Annotated in this window: 20 protein-coding genes and 1 pseudogene; 16 read left to right on the top strand and 5 right to left on the bottom strand. The window is 29.1% G+C overall.

Translation table 11 applies throughout. From position 1 onward, the window contains the following. Nucleotides 1-3: 3 nt before the first annotated feature. On the top strand, nt 4-492 hold the full coding sequence (locus tag V3V28_RS00480; protein ID WP_331363055.1) for a hypothetical protein: 489 nt from the start codon (nt 4-6) through the stop codon (nt 490-492). 1 nt (nt 493) lies between these two features. On the opposite strand, the gene V3V28_RS00475 is transcribed toward V3V28_RS00480, so the two are convergent. From V3V28_RS00475 to pheS, 4 genes are read right to left on the bottom strand one after another with little or no spacing between them, the layout of a single operon-like run. Continuing rightward, entirely contained in the window at nt 494-889 is a 396-nt protein-coding gene (locus V3V28_RS00475) for a hypothetical protein (RefSeq protein WP_331363054.1), read from the bottom strand. 11 nt (nt 890-900) lie between these two features. Beyond that, nucleotides 901-1,350 carry an META domain-containing protein gene (locus tag V3V28_RS00470; protein WP_331363053.1) on the bottom strand — a complete coding sequence of 150 codons (450 nt, stop codon included), beginning with the start codon at nt 1,348-1,350 and terminating at the stop codon, nt 901-903. Then, nucleotides 1,325-1,585 (bottom strand): hypothetical protein, encoded by a 261-nt coding sequence (locus tag V3V28_RS00465; RefSeq protein WP_331363052.1) that lies wholly within the window; start codon nt 1,583-1,585, stop codon nt 1,325-1,327. The genes V3V28_RS00470 and V3V28_RS00465 overlap by 26 nt, the downstream gene beginning before the upstream one ends. Then, nucleotides 1,585-2,604 carry a phenylalanine--tRNA ligase subunit alpha gene (gene pheS / locus V3V28_RS00460; RefSeq protein WP_331363051.1) on the bottom strand — a complete coding sequence of 340 codons (1,020 nt, stop codon included), beginning with the start codon at nt 2,602-2,604 and terminating at the stop codon, nt 1,585-1,587. Before pheS ends, V3V28_RS00465 begins: the two co-directional genes overlap by 1 nt. A 209-nt stretch (nt 2,605-2,813) precedes the next feature. Between pheS and gdhA the strand changes: the two genes are divergently transcribed. The 15 genes from gdhA to V3V28_RS00385 all read left to right on the top strand — a co-directional run bounded on the left by gdhA (nt 2,814) and on the right by V3V28_RS00385 (nt 15,012). Further along, nucleotides 2,814-4,157: an NADP-specific glutamate dehydrogenase gene (gene gdhA, locus V3V28_RS00455; RefSeq protein ID WP_331363050.1), complete on the top strand. Its 1,344-nt coding sequence runs from the start codon at nt 2,814-2,816 to the stop codon at nt 4,155-4,157. 110 nt (nt 4,158-4,267) lie between these two features. Beyond that, nucleotides 4,268-4,888 (top strand): LysE family transporter, encoded by a 621-nt coding sequence (locus tag V3V28_RS00450; RefSeq protein WP_331363049.1) that lies wholly within the window; start codon nt 4,268-4,270, stop codon nt 4,886-4,888. A gap of 36 nt (nt 4,889-4,924) precedes the next feature. Next, nucleotides 4,925-5,467: a LysE family transporter gene (locus V3V28_RS00445; RefSeq protein ID WP_331363048.1), complete on the top strand. Its 543-nt coding sequence runs from the start codon at nt 4,925-4,927 to the stop codon at nt 5,465-5,467. An 80-nt stretch (nt 5,468-5,547) separates the two neighbouring features. Continuing rightward, nucleotides 5,548-6,387 (top strand): alpha/beta hydrolase family protein, encoded by an 840-nt coding sequence (locus V3V28_RS00440; RefSeq protein ID WP_331363047.1) that lies wholly within the window; start codon nt 5,548-5,550, stop codon nt 6,385-6,387. Nucleotides 6,388-6,482: 95 nt separating this feature from the next. Then, entirely contained in the window at nt 6,483-7,574 is a 1,092-nt protein-coding gene (dinB, locus tag V3V28_RS00435; RefSeq protein ID WP_331363046.1) for a DNA polymerase IV, read from the top strand. Further along, nucleotides 7,561-8,007, top strand: coding sequence for a GNAT family N-acetyltransferase (locus V3V28_RS00430; protein WP_331363045.1), 447 nt, complete (start codon nt 7,561-7,563; stop codon nt 8,005-8,007). The genes dinB and V3V28_RS00430 overlap by 14 nt, the downstream gene beginning before the upstream one ends. Beyond that, the gene (locus tag V3V28_RS00425; RefSeq protein ID WP_331363044.1) at nt 8,008-9,117 is read left to right on the top strand and encodes an NAD(P)/FAD-dependent oxidoreductase; all 1,110 of its coding nucleotides are present in this window, start codon (nt 8,008-8,010) and stop codon (nt 9,115-9,117) included. A 1-nt stretch (nt 9,118) separates the two neighbouring features. Next, entirely contained in the window at nt 9,119-10,255 is a 1,137-nt protein-coding gene (locus V3V28_RS00420) for an NAD(P)/FAD-dependent oxidoreductase (RefSeq protein WP_331363043.1), read from the top strand. Continuing rightward, nucleotides 10,255-10,965 carry a methyltransferase domain-containing protein gene (locus V3V28_RS00415; protein ID WP_331363042.1) on the top strand — a complete coding sequence of 237 codons (711 nt, stop codon included), beginning with the start codon at nt 10,255-10,257 and terminating at the stop codon, nt 10,963-10,965. Before V3V28_RS00420 ends, V3V28_RS00415 begins: the two co-directional genes overlap by 1 nt. Next, complete coding sequence (locus tag V3V28_RS00410; protein WP_331363041.1) at nt 10,966-12,018, top strand: type III polyketide synthase; 1,053 nt, start codon at nt 10,966-10,968, stop codon at nt 12,016-12,018. It abuts the gene before it with no gap. Between the two features lie 10 nt (nt 12,019-12,028). Then, complete coding sequence (locus V3V28_RS00405; RefSeq protein WP_331363040.1) at nt 12,029-12,472, top strand: 3-hydroxyacyl-ACP dehydratase FabZ family protein; 444 nt, start codon at nt 12,029-12,031, stop codon at nt 12,470-12,472. Nucleotide 12,473: 1 nt separating this feature from the next. Continuing rightward, nucleotides 12,474-13,748: a beta-ketoacyl-[acyl-carrier-protein] synthase family protein gene (locus V3V28_RS00400; RefSeq protein ID WP_331363039.1), complete on the top strand. Its 1,275-nt coding sequence runs from the start codon at nt 12,474-12,476 to the stop codon at nt 13,746-13,748. Between the two features lies 1 nt (nt 13,749). Next, nucleotides 13,750-14,001 (top strand): acyl carrier protein, encoded by a 252-nt coding sequence (locus V3V28_RS00395; RefSeq protein ID WP_331363038.1) that lies wholly within the window; start codon nt 13,750-13,752, stop codon nt 13,999-14,001. After that, nucleotides 14,001-14,579 (top strand): 4'-phosphopantetheinyl transferase family protein, encoded by a 579-nt coding sequence (locus V3V28_RS00390; protein ID WP_331363037.1) that lies wholly within the window; start codon nt 14,001-14,003, stop codon nt 14,577-14,579. Before V3V28_RS00395 ends, V3V28_RS00390 begins: the two co-directional genes overlap by 1 nt. Beyond that, nucleotides 14,569-15,012, top strand: a complete 444-nt coding sequence (locus V3V28_RS00385; protein ID WP_331363036.1) for a 3-oxoacyl-ACP synthase — start codon at nt 14,569-14,571, stop codon at nt 15,010-15,012. The genes V3V28_RS00390 and V3V28_RS00385 overlap by 11 nt, the downstream gene beginning before the upstream one ends. Here the strand turns inward: V3V28_RS00385 and V3V28_RS00380 are convergent. Continuing rightward, nucleotides 15,009-15,118, bottom strand: a pseudogene (locus V3V28_RS00380) (IS982 family transposase); the annotation flags it as partial. The gene V3V28_RS00385 and the pseudogene V3V28_RS00380 sit on opposite strands and share 4 nt — an antisense overlap.

Raw genomic sequence — 15,118 nt, 5'->3', positions numbered from 1 at the left:
TTTATGAAAGAAAAGAATATTATTAAAAAGACATCGAAAACAATTAGTGATGGAGCAGATCAAATTTTAGAACAACTTAAAGTTGGGTTTTCTAAAATAGGGGATTTTGGAACGAATACTAAAAATAAATTTATTGATTACGTAAAAGAAGTTTTTAATGTTTTACCTATTCTAGAAAAAGCAGGTTTTAAAACAAACAGATTAATTGTTGGTGTTTCAATTCCGCCTTCTGTAGAAATACATTTTAGTAGATTTAAAGAAGTAGAAAAAGAAGAAATTGATGCTTTGTATGAAGAATACAAAGAAAAGAAAATGTTTAAATTGATATTAAAATCACTGTTGATGTCAAACGATTTTCAATCTAAATTATCTTCTGATAGTTTAGTGTTTTCTGAAACGTGTATAGAAATTTCAATTCCACCAAAAGTGAGTATTAAATACCTAAACAGAGATATTGCAAACATAAATAAGATAGAAGCAGATTTTGATTAATCTAACTCGCTAAAACCCCACGTTTCTTAATTTCATTAATCATACGTAAAGTACCTTCTTTAATAGTGTTTTCTTTAAATAAAAAGGTTTTTTCACACAACGTATTTCCTTCAAAAAAAGTAACTTGAAAACGATTGTTTAATTTAAATAATTCTGGTTGAATAAACTCAATTTTAGCAAAAGAATTAGCCGGAAGTTTGTCTAATTTTTTTCGTAATAAAGAAGTTGTTTTTGTTTCAGAAAAACCTTGAGAAACAATCACTAACATTTCTATTTCAACACTTTTATTATTGATGAGGTAAATATTCCAATCATCTGTTTTATAAATATCATTATATTCATAAACAGCTGCCATTTCTACACCTGTAACCTCTGGTATTTTTATGTCTTTCTTCAAAATAAAATTATTTAAGGTTTTGTAAAAACTAACAACTTTTCCTCTTCAGAATTAAAGAGTGTTAACCTTTTTTTATCAATAAAATAAGTCTTAATTTTTGATAAGTACAAATCAAATGTATCTGAAATTTTCATATCTCTACACATCATTCTAGTTTCACCAAAAGGCGAAAATTCTATTGATTTTGCATCAATACCGTTTATTGAAGAAAAGTAATTATTACAACCATTGTTTCCGCTTACTTTTTCTTTATCAAACTTTATAAATGGCGTTTTTTGATGATTTGTATGATTTTCTTTGGTAATATTTTTTATTTTAGAAACTGTCCAAGTACCTTGAATACTATTTAAAAAGTCGGTTTTTGTTTTTTCTGAATTTACACCACAAGAAATCATAAGAAACGCAGATAAAATTAAAAAGTTACTTTTCATTTTTTTATGACCACAAATTATAGAAATCATCTTTTTCAATCACACTACCATCACAATCTTCAATGGTTAAAGCGTGATCACCTAAATTTCCAAATTCATCTTTAGGGTTTTGTCTACAATATTTTATAACTTTTCCATTTTGATAAACGGTAACTTGTTTTAAAATTTCATTTTCTTCATTAGTTTCAAAATACCAAGTAGAATTCCCCCAACTAGAATATTCATCATCTCTTCCTTCGTCCCAAAATTGTGAAAAGTAGTTCATTATATAACCGATTTAAATTGCTCTAAAAAACGTTTGTCATTTTCATAAAACATTCTAATATCTGGTATTTGATATAACAACATCGCAATACGTTCTATTCCCATTCCAAATGCGTAACCAGAGTATTTAGTAGGGTCTATGTTTGCGTTTTTCAATACATTAGGATCTACCATACCACAACCCATAATTTCTAACCAACCAGTACCTTTTGTAATTCTATAATCAGTTTCAGTTTCTAAACCCCAATAAATATCTACTTCTGCGCTTGGCTCTGTAAATGGGAAATAAGAAGGACGTAAACGTATTTTAGACTTACCAAACATTTCTTTTGTAAAATATAAAAGCGTTTGTTTTAAATCTGCAAAAGAAACATCAGTATCTATATATAAACCTTCAACTTGATGAAAAATACAATGTGCTCTTGCAGAAATATCTTCATTTCTAAAAACTCTTCCTGGAGAAATTGTTCTTATTGGAGGTTGATTTTCTTCCATGTAACGTACCTGTACAGAAGAAGTATGTGTTCTTAATAAAATATCTGGGTCTTGCTCAATAAAGAACGTGTCCTGCATGTCTCTTGCAGGATGATATTCAGGCAAGTTCAATGCAGTAAAGTTATGCCAATCATCTTCAATTTCTGGACCTTCAGAAACCGTAAAACCAATTCTATTAAAAACCTCTATAATTTGATTTTTAACCAATGAAATTGGATGACGAGAACCTAAATTAATTGGTTCTGACGGGCGTGTTAAATCTCCATAAAAAGATTTCTGACTTGTAGCATTATCTAAAGCATCTGTTAATTCAGAAACTTTTCCTTCCGCAGATTTTTTTAAGTTATTTAATGCTTGCCCAAAATCCTTACGCATTGCTGCATCAACATTTTTAAATTCTGCAAACAAATCTTTTAGTAAACCTTTGCTTCCTAAATATTTAATTCTAAATGTTTCTACTTCATCTCTGGTAGTAGCTTTAAAAGCTTGCACATCACCAATAAGTTCTTTTACTTTATCTAACATTTTCGGGTAAAATTGAAGGGCAAATTTAGTGTTTTTTATAGAGTTTTATATTGCTTTTTTAAACAAAAGGGTAACGTCTCTCGAAATCGATTGAAATAAGGGTTTTAATAAAAAATAAAAAGATTATTTTTTATTTTGCTAATTCAGAAATTAACTATCTTTGTATTATTAAAATTTTATATAATTCGTAAAAAATCATACCGAAAATTATGGAGTTAAAAATTAAAGAGTTTATGGAAATGGTTCAAAGTAGAAATAACCATGAGCCAGAATTTTTACAAGCTGTTCAAGAAGTTGCAGAAACTGTAATTCCTTATATTGTAAATCATGATATTTACCACGGTAAAAATATCTTATTAAGAATGGTGGAGCCAGAAAGATTAATTTCTTTTCGTGTTTCTTGGGTAGATGATAATGGAGAAATTCAAGTAAATAGAGGATATAGAGTTCAAATGAATTCTGCAATTGGCCCATATAAAGGTGGTTTACGTTTTCATCCAACAGTAAATGCTAGTATTTTAAAGTTTTTAGCTTTTGAACAAGTGTTTAAAAATTCTTTAACAACTTTACCTATGGGTGGAGGAAAAGGAGGTTCAGATTTTGATCCAAAAGGAAAATCAGACAACGAAATTATGCGTTTTTGTCACGCTTTTATGAGCGAATTATTTAGGCATATTGGTCATAATACAGATGTTCCTGCAGGAGATATTGGTGTTGGAGGACGCGAAATAGGTTTTATGTTTGGTATGTATAAAAAACTAAACAATACATTTACGGGTGTTTTAACTGGTAAAGGTGCATCTTGGGGTGGTTCTTTAATTAGACCAGAAGCAACAGGTTATGGTAACGTTTATTTTGCTCAAAATATGCTAGTACGTAAAGGTGATTCTTTTAAAGGAAAAACAGTTGTTATTTCTGGATCTGGAAACGTTGCACAATATGCAGCAGAAAAAGCCATTGAATTAGGTGCAAAAGTGGTAACACTTTCTGATTCTCAAGGGTATATTTATGATGCAGACGGAATAGATACAGATAAACTAAAACACGTTATGTTTATTAAAAACGAAAAACGTGGAAGAATTAGTGAATACACAGAAAAATATCCATCAGCAAAATTTGTTTCAGGTAAAAGACCTTGGTCTGTTGCTTGTGATATTGCTTTACCATGTGCAACTCAAAATGAGTTAAATGGAGATGAAGCAAAAGAATTGGTTAAAAACGGATGTATGTGTGTTTCTGAAGGCGCAAATATGCCATCTACACCAGAAGCGGTTCATGAATTTCAAAAAGGAAAAATATTATTTGCTCCTGGAAAAGCATCTAATGCTGGTGGTGTTGCAACCTCTGGTTTAGAGATGAGTCAAAATTCATTACGTTTAAGTTGGACACGTAAAGAAGTTGATGAAAAACTACAAACTATTATGGAAGATATTCATGATTCTTGTGTGCAATACGGAGAGCAAGAAGACGGAACTATAGATTATATTAAAGGTGCAAATATTGCAGGTTTTGTAAAAGTTGCAGACGCAATGTTAGCACAAGGTGTAGTATAAAAAGCAATTTATTTAAGGTTTAAATTATTTAAACGCATCAAATTTTTTGATGCGTTTTTTTGTACAACTTATTTTAAAAAGTAATCTTTACCAATAATTATATTTTGTTAATGTTTCTATTATCACTTTTTTTCTTAGGATTTTTCTGCTCTTTTGTAGGATCTATAACGCCAAGTATGTTAAATATGTCGGCACTGAAACTTAGTCTAGAAAAAGGAAAAAAAGCAGCAAATAAATACGCTTTAGGTGCTTCTTTTGTAGTAATTCTACAAGTGATTTTTGCCGTTGTCTTAACAAATTACATAGCAGAAAATCCATCAATATTAGAAACATTAGAAAAAGCAGGAATTGTAATTTTTATCTTTTTATCGTATTATTTTTATAGAGAATCTAAAAAAGGAAAAATTGAGTTTAAAGAGCTTAAAAAAAAGGAAGAGAACCCGTTTTTAACAGGAATAACATTATCGTTTTTAAACATGTTTGCAATTCCTTTTTTTAGTGGAATAATAATTTTACTAGATTCATTTAACCAGTTTAGTTTTGATTTTACATCAGTTTTACTTTTTACTTTAGGTTCTGCAATAGGAACTTTTTACATTTTATCATTATATGGAAAATATGCAAAAATCATTCAAGAAAAAACAGGAAAATTAACAAAAGACATTAATCTAATTCTTTCTATTTTAACGGGTTTTGTGGCTATTTTTACACTCATAAAGTTATTTTTTTGATTTTAATTCGACTTATTTGTTAACAAACAATTATTCATGATTACGATTTTCTTTATAGGTTTTTTATTCTCTTTCTTAGGGTACACTCCGCCGGGAGTGTTAAATATGACTGCTTTAAAAATTAGTTTAAGAGGTAATAAAAAGGATTTTAAGCAATTTACTTTAGGAGTTTCCTTAGTTGTTTTTATTCAAGCATTTCTTTCTATTTATTTAACTGAATATATATTTAAAAACCCAATGTTTTTAGAGTTGTTAGAAAAAGTAGGAATCATAGTTTTATTTTTTTTGTCTATCTTTTTTTATGGACAAAATAAGAAAGAAAAGAAACAAGTTGAAATTGATAATAAAAAGAAACACTCTTTTTTTTCAGGAATTATTTTATCGGCATTAAACATGTTTTCAATTCCTTTTTTCTGTGGAATAGTAGCGTTTTTAATGGCTTTTAATTTAATAAAATTCGATACAACTTCAACTTTTATTTTTGTTTTAGGATCTGTAATTGGTGCCTATTTAATTCTTTTTTTATATGGTAAATACGCAGCTAACATTCAGAAAAAAAACAGGAAATTTAACAAATAATATCAATTTAATTTTAAGTTTTATTACAGCGATATTTGGGGTATTTACTTTATTTAAATTTATCTTTTAATTATTAATAAATGAAAAATGTAAAAAATTTTATTGTTGGAGGGAAGCATCAAAAACCAATTGTAACAGACGTTTTTTATCTAGAAACTCATCAACCTAAAAAAATAGTTGTTTTTTGTCATGGTTACAAAGGCTTTAAAGATTGGGGCGCTTGGAATTTAATGGCAGAACAATTTGCTAAAGCAGGTTTTTACTTTATCAAATTTAATTTTTCTTACAACGGCGGAACAGCAGAACACCCCATAGATTTTCCAGATTTAGTTGCCTTTGGTAATAATAATTATACAAAAGAATTAGATGATTTAGAGAGTGTTTTAGATTGGGTTTGTAACGAAGAAAAATTTAATAATGAAATAGATATTAATGATATTTCTATTATTGGACATAGTAGAGGTGGAGGAATTGTATTACTAAAAGCAAACGAAGATACAAGAGTAAAAAAAGTAATTACTTTGGCTACAGTATGTGATTTTGGTTCAAGAAGTTCTACGATATCAGATTTAGAAAACTGGAAAAAAACAGGTGTAAAGTATGTTTTAAACGGAAGAACAAAACAACAAATGCCACATTTTTATCAGTTTCATGAAAATTTTTTAGAAAATGAAGAACGATTAAACATTCAAAAAGCTGTAGAGAATTTAAAGATTCCGCAGTTAATAATTCATGGAGATAAAGACACTTCAATTTCTTTAAATGAAGGCAAAAAAATCCATTCTTGGAATGCCGAAAGTAAAATAGAAATTATAGAAAATGCAGATCATGTTTTTAACGTTTCTCATCCTTGGAAAAACGGTAACATGTCTAAAGAATTAGAAGAAGTAACACAGCTTTGTATTGGTTTTTTAAAGTAGAAATTATTGCAAGGAACTATGCAATTTGTTTTATTCTTTTGAGATTGCTTCGTTTCTCACGATGACAAATACTAACTTTTTCGTAAATTCGAAAGATGGAATTGCTGCCACCTTTCAGAAAAATAATTCATGTAGATATGGATGCGTTTTATGCATCTGTGGCAGAATTAGACAATCCAGAATTAAGAGGAAAAGCAATTGCTGTTAGTGGAGGAGAGAAAAGAGGTGTAATTTCTGCTGCAAGTTATGAGGCTAGAAAATTTGGAGTTAGATCTGCGATGAGTGGTGTTTTGGCGCGAAAAAAGTGTCCTCATCTTATCTTTGTTAAAACAGATTTTGCTCGTTATAAGAAAATTTCAAAAAAAGTTAGAGAAATATTTTACGAGTATACAGATTTGGTAGAGCCTCTTTCTTTAGATGAAGCGTATTTAGACGTTACAGAAAACAAGAAAGGTAATCCGTCTGCTAATGATATTGCAAAAGAAATCCGTCAGAAAATTTATGATGAAACAGGTTTAAGAGCTTCTGCAGGTATTTCTATTAATAAATTTATTGCAAAAGTTGCTTCAGACATTAATAAACCAAACGGACAAAAAACCGTTCATCCAGATGAGGTAATTCAGTTTTTAGAAGTATTACCTGTAAATAAATTTTATGGTGTTGGTAAAGTTACCGCAGCAAAAATGTATAATTTAGGCATTTTTGTGGGGAATGATTTAAAGAAAAAAACGGTAGAAGAATTAATAAATCTGTTTGGAAAATCTGGCACACATTATTACAATATTGTTAGAGGAATTAATAATTCTGCTGTAAAACCGAACAGAATTCGAAAATCTTTGGCGGCAGAAAGAACGTTTAATGAAAACATTTCTTCCGAAATTTTTATGCTAGAAAAATTAGAAAAAATTGCTGATGAATTAGAAAAGCGAATGATAAAATCTGATACAAAAGGAAAAACCATTACCTTAAAAATTAAATATTCAGATTTTACACAGCAAACAAGAAGTAAAACTAAAGAAAACTTTATGCAGAAAAAAAGTGAATTTTTTCCTGTAGTTAAAGAGTTGTTATATCAAGATAAAATAACAAATTCTGTTCGTTTATTAGGTTTGTCTTTTGGTAATTTAAATACAATTATAAAAGAACCAGTTTGGGTTCAGTTAAAACTACAATTTGAAGGTTATTAGAACAAATTCAGAAAATAAAGATTTTAAAAATTTGGTAAAACAATTAGATGCATATCTAAAAATTACTGATGGCGATGAGCATGATTTTTATAACCAGTTTAATCATATAGATGTTTTAAAAAACGTGGTTGTCTTTTATATTGATGAAATTGCAGTTGGTTGTGGTGCTATTAAAAAGTTTGATAACGCTTCAGTTGAAGTAAAAAGAATGTTTGTTTCAGAAGAAAAAAGAGGAAGCGGAATTGCGCAAAATATTCTAACAGAATTAGAAATTTGGGCAAAAGAATTAGGCTATAAAAAATGTGTTTTAGAAACAGGGAAAAGACAAATTGAAGCCGTAAATTTTTATAAAAAATGTAAGTATAATGTCATTCCAAATTACGGACAATACAAAGGAATGGAAAACAGTGTTTGTTTTGAAAAACAATTATAAATGAATTACAGTTATTGGGAATTAAAAGAATGGTTTACCAACATCGATTTTACAATTGTTGGTAGCGGAATTGTTGGCTTAAATTGTGCTTTAGAGCTTAAGGAAAAACACCCAAAAGCAAAAATTTTAATTCTCGAAAAAGGAATGTTACCTCAAGGAGCAAGCACAAAAAATGCTGGTTTTGCTTGTTTTGGAAGTTTGTCTGAATTGATAGATGATTTAAATTCACATTCAGAAGAAGAAGTTTATAATTTAGTAAATAAACGTTGGAAAGGTTTAGAATTACTACGTAAAAATTTAGGTGATAAAAACATCGATTTTCAGCAAAATAAAGGTTTTGAATTGTGTGATACTGAAGATTTTTTTGAGAAATGTATTTCTAAAAAAGACAAAATAAATTCACTTTTGAAACCAATTTTTAAAACGGATGTTTTTTCGGTTTCAGAGAATATTTTTGGATTTCAAAAAGTACATCAAAAGTATATTGTAAACAATTTTGAAGGGCAAATTGATACAGGAAAAATGGCTTTTGAGTTATTGAATAAAGTTCAAAAACTTGGAGTTAAAATTTTGAATAATATCTCTGTTGAAAACTTTACCGAAACAAGTGATAAAATAAATGTAAAAACCAACAGATTAGGTTTTTACACTAATAAGTTATTGATTGCAACGAATGGTTTTGCAAATAAATTACTAAATGAAAAAGTACAACCTGCTAGAGCGCAAGTTTTGATTACAAAACCAATTAAAAATTTACATATTAAAGGAACATTTCATTTAGATAAAGGCTATTATTATTTTAGAAATATTGATAATAGAATTTTGTTTGGCGGTGGAAGAAACCTCGATTTTAAAACTGAAGAAACTACGCAATTTGGTGAGACAGAAATCATTCAAAAGGAATTAGAAAGAATTTTAAAAGAAACGATTTTACCTAATACTAGTTTTGAAATTGATTATAGATGGAGTGGAATTATGGGAGTTGGAAATCAGAAAAAAGCAATTGTTAAACAATTGTCTAACAATATTTTTTGCGGAGTTCGTTTAGGTGGAATGGGCGTTGCAATTGGTAGTTTAGTTGGTAAAGAATTAGCAGAATTAATAAATTAAAATGACAAACCATACTGCCAATTTCGACGTAATCATTATTGGTGGAGGTTTGGCGGGTTTGTGTAATGCAATTCATTTATCAAAATTTGATAAAAAGGTTTTACTAATCGAAAAAAATGAATATCCGAAACATAAAATTTGCGGTGAATATATTTCCAATGAAGTATTGCCTTATTTAACTTTTTTAGATGTGAATCTGTTTGATTTTGGAGCTGTAAAAATCAAAGAATTCCAATTATCAACCACAAAAAATAAAATCATTTCTGCAAAATTACCTTTGGGCGGATTTGGAATCTCACGTTATCAATTAGATTTTGTTTTATCAGAGAAATCAAAAGAAAATGGCGTTGTAATTTTACAAGATTCCGTTATAGATGTAGAATTTAAAAATGATATTTTTTTAGTTGAAACTAAAGAAAACAAAATTTTCATTTCCAAAATTGCAATTGGTGCTTTTGGAAAACGTTCTTTATTAGATGTAAAAATGGAACGTGATTTCATTAAAAAAAAATCACCCTATTTAGGAGTGAAAATTCACGTAAAAGGAAATTTTCAAGAAGATTTAGTAGCGCTTCATAATTTTAAAGGAGGCTATTGTGGTGTTTCTAAAGTAGAAAATAATGCAATTAATTTGTGTTATATCACTAATTATTCATCCTTTAAAAAGTATAAAAATATTGATGATTTTCAAGAACAAGTTGTTTTTAAAAATAAATTTTTAAAAGAAATATTTAATAATTCTGAAGTTATTTTTGAAAAACCATTAACGATTAGTCAGATTTCTTTTGAAACTAAAAAACTAGTAGAAAATCATATTTTAATGTGTGGCGATTCTGCAGGAATGATTCATCCGCTTTGCGGAAACGGAATGAGTATGGCGATTCAATCTGCGCAACTAGCTTCTAAATTGATTCTAAATTACCTGAATGACAAAATAGAGTCAAGAAATAAACTCGAAAAGCAATATATTAGACAATGGAATAGAAAATTTAGTTTCCGTTTAAAAGCTGGTCATTTTATTGCAATGTTGTTTCGAAAAGATAGAATTGCATCAATTTTATTACAAATTTTGAAGAAATTGCCTTTTTTATTGCCAATAATTATCAAACAAACCCATGGAAAACCAATGAAAGTATAATGCCCTTTTTAGTAGATACATCTAAAAGATCTGACAAAGAAGAAATGATGGACGATTTCTCTATTGGAGGCAATTTACTGCGCGATGTTTTAGATAAATTAGAAAATATCAATCGTTGGTTAGGTGGTAATTTAGTTACTGTAAATTCATTAAAAAAAGTGCTAAAAAACCATCCAAAAGAGCAAGAACTAACCATTGTTGATATTGGTTGTGGACACGGAGATATTTTGCGAGATGTAGCTAAATTCGGAAGAAAGAAGGGGTATAAAATTAAGTTGATTGGACTAGATGCAAATTCAACAGCAATTGAATATGCAAATGAATTATCAACTGAATTTCCTGAATTAAGTTTTAAAACGGAAGATATTTTTTCTGATGATTTTAAAAGCAGAGAATTTGACGTGGTTTTAGCAACCTTATTTTTTCATCATTTTAAACAAGAACAGTTGGTTTCTTTTTTATCAGATACTTTAAAACAAACCAAAATAGGAATTGTTGTCAACGATTTACACAGACATAAATTGGCGTATTATTTATTTATGTTGTTGTCTGTTTTTATAAAAAATAAAATGATTATTAATGACGGATTAATTTCTGTTTTAAGAGGTTTTAAAAGAGAAGATTTAATTAAAATCTCTCAAAAATTAAAAGTAAAACCACAAATATCTTGGAAATGGGCATTTCGTTTTCAATGGATAATTCAAAAATAAATGGCAGTAAAAATAACATCGGTTGCAAAACAACTTCCCAAATACCATAGAGAAACAAAGGATATTATTCCGTTTGTAAAATTATGGATGCAAGATCAAGAGTCGCGTTTTCAAAGAAAAGTTATTAAACTTTTTGAAGGTGCAGCAGTAGATAAACGTTATTCAATTATGGACCCTGAAGAAGTTTTTACAGCGACTACTTTTGAAGAAAAAAATGATATTTACGCAAGAGAAGTTGTAAAATTAGCAGAAAAATCATTAAAAAAATCATTAGATAAAGCAAATTTAAAAGCTACTGATATTGACTATATTATTACAGTAAGTTGTACAGGAATTATGATTCCTTCAATGGATGCATATTTGATTAATTCTTTGCAAATGAAACAAGATATTGTGCGTTTGCCTGTTACAGAAATGGGTTGTGCAGCAGGAGTTTCGGGCATTATTTATGCGAAGAATTTCTTGAAGGCGAACCCGAATAAAAGAGCAGTTGTAATTGCAGTTGAAGCACCTACAGCAACGTTTCAATTAGAAGATTATTCGATGACTAACATTGTAAGTGCTGCTATTTTTGGTGATGGAGCATCAGCAGTTATTTTGTCTTCATATGAAAAAGATAAAGGCCCAGAAATTATTGATGAAGCGATGTATCATTTTTATGATGCAACATCTATGATGGGTTTTAAAGTGGTAAACACAGGTTTGCAAATGATTTTAGACAAAGAAGTTCCGAAGAAAATATCAGATCATTTTCCAGCAATTGTACATCCATTTTTAGAAAGAAATAATTTAACAATTGAAGATGTAGATCATTTAATTTTTCATCCTGGAGGAAAGAAAATAGTACAAACAGTAGAAGATTTATTTGGTGTTTTAGGTAAAAATATAGACGACACAAAAGAAGTTTTACGTTTATATGGAAACATGTCTAGTGCAACAGTTTTATATGTTTTAGAACGATTTATGGATAGAAATCTTGCAAAAGGAGAAAGAGGTTTAATGTTGAGTTTTGGTCCTGGTTTTTCTGCACAGAGAATTTTGTTGGAATGGTAATTTTTTAAATATGAATAAAAAAGAAATTATAAAATATCTTCCATACAAAAAACCATTTTTGTTTGTTGATGAACTTACAGAAATTTCAGAAAATGGAGTTATAGGAAATTACACATTCAAAGAAAACGAGTTTTTTTATGAAGGTCATTTTAAAGAAAACCCAATTACACCTGGCGTTATTTTAACAGAAACCATGGCGCAAATTGGTGTTGTTTGTTTAGGAATATTTTTATTGAAAGACGAAATATCATCCGAAGAAAAAAAACCAAAAATAGCATTAACGTCTAATCAAGTTGATTTCTTTTTACCCGTCTATCCTGGAGAAAAAGTAACCGTAATTTCAGAGAAAGAATATTTTAGATTTAATAAGTTAAAATGTGCTGTAAAACTGATGAATGAGAAAAATGAATTGATTTGCAGAGGAGTTATTTCAGGAATGATAATCGCAAAATAAGATGAAAAACAGAGTCGTAATTACAGGTTTAGGAGTTGTAGCGCCAAATGGCGTGGGATTGCAAGAATTTACAAATGCGATAAAAACAGGAACTTCAGGAATTACTTTTCATCAAAACTTAAAAGACAAAGGGTTTTCTTGCTGTATTGGAGGTGTTCCTGAAGTTTCTGAAGAAAAAAAACTAGAATATTTAACACCATTACAATTACGAGGATTCAATAGTACTTCTATTTTGTACGGTTGTATGGCAGGAATAGATGCCTGGAAAGATGCAGGTTTTTCTGTAGATAAAAACTCAAAATTAGATTATGATTCTGGTTTAATTTTCGGAACAGGAACTTCAGGAATTGAGAAGTTTAGAGAAGCAATTTATAAAATAGACGATCAAAAAGTAAGACGTTTAGGAAGCACTTCTGTAGTACAAACGATGGCAAGTGGAATTTCTGCTTATTTAGGCGGAATTTTAGGTTTAGGAAATCAAGTGACTACAAATTCATCTGCGTGTACAACAGGAACAGAAGCTTTATTATTAGGTTTTGAACGCATTAAAAACGGAAAAGCAAAACGAATGTTGGTTGGTAGTTCAAGTGATAGTAGTTTGTATACTTGGGGTGGTTTTGACGCGATGAGAGTAATGTCTTACAAGCACAATGAAGCCCCAGAAAAAGGCTCGAGACCAATGAGTGAAACTGCTTCAGGGTTTGTTCCAGGAAGTGGCGCAGGAGCTTTGGTTTTAGAATCTTTAGAAAGTGCTTTAAATAGAAAAGCTACTATTTATGCCGAAGTTTTGGGTGGAAATATTAATTCTGGCGGACAACGAAATGGAGGAACTTTAACAGCACCAAATGCTGAAGCGGTTCAAAAATGTATTACTGATGCAATTTTAGATGCAAATATTTCTGCGGATAAAATTGATGTAATAAACGGACATTTAACTGCAACCTCAAAAGATGCTTTAGAAATAAAAAATTGGACAAAAGCTTTAGGTAGAAAAGGAGACAATTTTCCAACTATAAATTCTTTAAAATCGATGGTTGGGCATTGTTTAGCAGCAGCAGGAGCAATAGAATCTGTGGCTTCTGTTATACAAATTAAAGAACAATTTGTGTTTCCAAATATTAATTGTGAAGATGTTCATCCAGAAATAGCAGAGTTGATTTCTACAGATAAAATTCCAACCAAAATGATTGAGAAAAACATTACTATTTTAGCAAAAGCAAGTTTTGGTTTTGGCGATGTAAATGGGTGTGTTATATTTAAAAAATATTCAAAATAAAATGACAAAAGAAAAAATAATATTAAAACTAACAACCATTGTAAAACCTTATGTTCAAAATGAGGAAGGTTTTAAAAATATGTCTGAAGAAACAGATTTTATTAACGATTTAGAGATAAATTCGGCAAATTTAGTAGATATTATTTTAGATGTAGAGGACGAATTTAACATTGAAATAGATAATGATTCTATGGAAAAAATGCTCTCTGTAAAAGCAACTATAGCAATTATTCAAATAAAAATGAAGGCATAATGATTGGGAATGACATTGTTGATTTAAACCTTGCAGAAATCCAAAGTAATTGGCAAAGAGAAGGTTTTTTAGAGAAACAATTTACTAAAAAAGAACAAGAACAAATTAGAGGCTCTAAAGATCCTTTTTTAAAAGTTTGGTTATTTTGGAGCATGAAAGAAGCTGCGTATAAATGCTATACTCAAACGAATGAAAAACGTTTTTTTGCTCCTCAGAAATTTGAATGTACTTTAACAGAAGAAGAGGAGGGAATTGTAACTTTTGAAGAGAACAAATTTTATACATCAACTCATTTTAGCACATTTTATATTCACACACTTGCAGAAGATATTTTGGTTGAAGATAATGATACTATTAGGGTTTTTTCAGGAATAGGTTCTCTCAAAACCGTAGATAAAGACATAAAATTAAGACTTGCAGAAAAAACAGGAGTTTTATCCGAAGAAATAGTACAAAGAAAATCTTCTGTTGGTGCACCATTGTATTTTCATCAAGAAAAATTATTAACAAGTTCATGTTCAATTTCTCATCATGGAAATTACGGGGCATTTGCATTTACTTTAGAAAATGAATCTTAAAGAAGAGTTATATAATCAATGTGATGCATTTGTAAACAAACGTTTACAAAATGTGGAAGATGTTATTTCATCCAATCAAAATGCATTGCAGTCAGAAACTAAAAATTCTGCTGGAGATAAGCACGAAACAGGTAGAGCAATGTTGCAATTAGAAATGGAAAAAGCAAGTCAACAATTGGCAGGAATAAATCAAATGAAAGAAATTTTAGCAAAAATTGATATTTCTAAATTTTCTAAAATTGCGCATTTAGGAAGTGTTATAGAAACTAATTCTGCTAATTACTTTTTATCCATTTCTGCAGGTAAAATTTCTGCTTTTAATATTGATTATTTTGCAATTTCAGTTTCTTCTCCAATAGGAAAGTTGTTATTAGGTAAACAAGAAAGAGAAAAAATAACCTTTAATAATAATGTTAACCCGTTGTGCATTTAAATAATACTAATTTTTAAGTTGTTAATATTTCTATCAAAAGTAAACTTATTAATGAATTGAATAATTGTTAATGAGGTTAATTTTGAGAGTATTCTAGTCTTAAAAC

Origin of the sequence: Polaribacter sp. (assembly GCF_036480315.1) — a bacterium.
Lineage (GTDB): Bacteria > Bacteroidota > Bacteroidia > Flavobacteriales > Flavobacteriaceae > Polaribacter.
The sequence above is the reverse complement of the archived record's forward strand: the minus strand, read 5'-3'. Positions and strand labels throughout refer to the sequence as shown.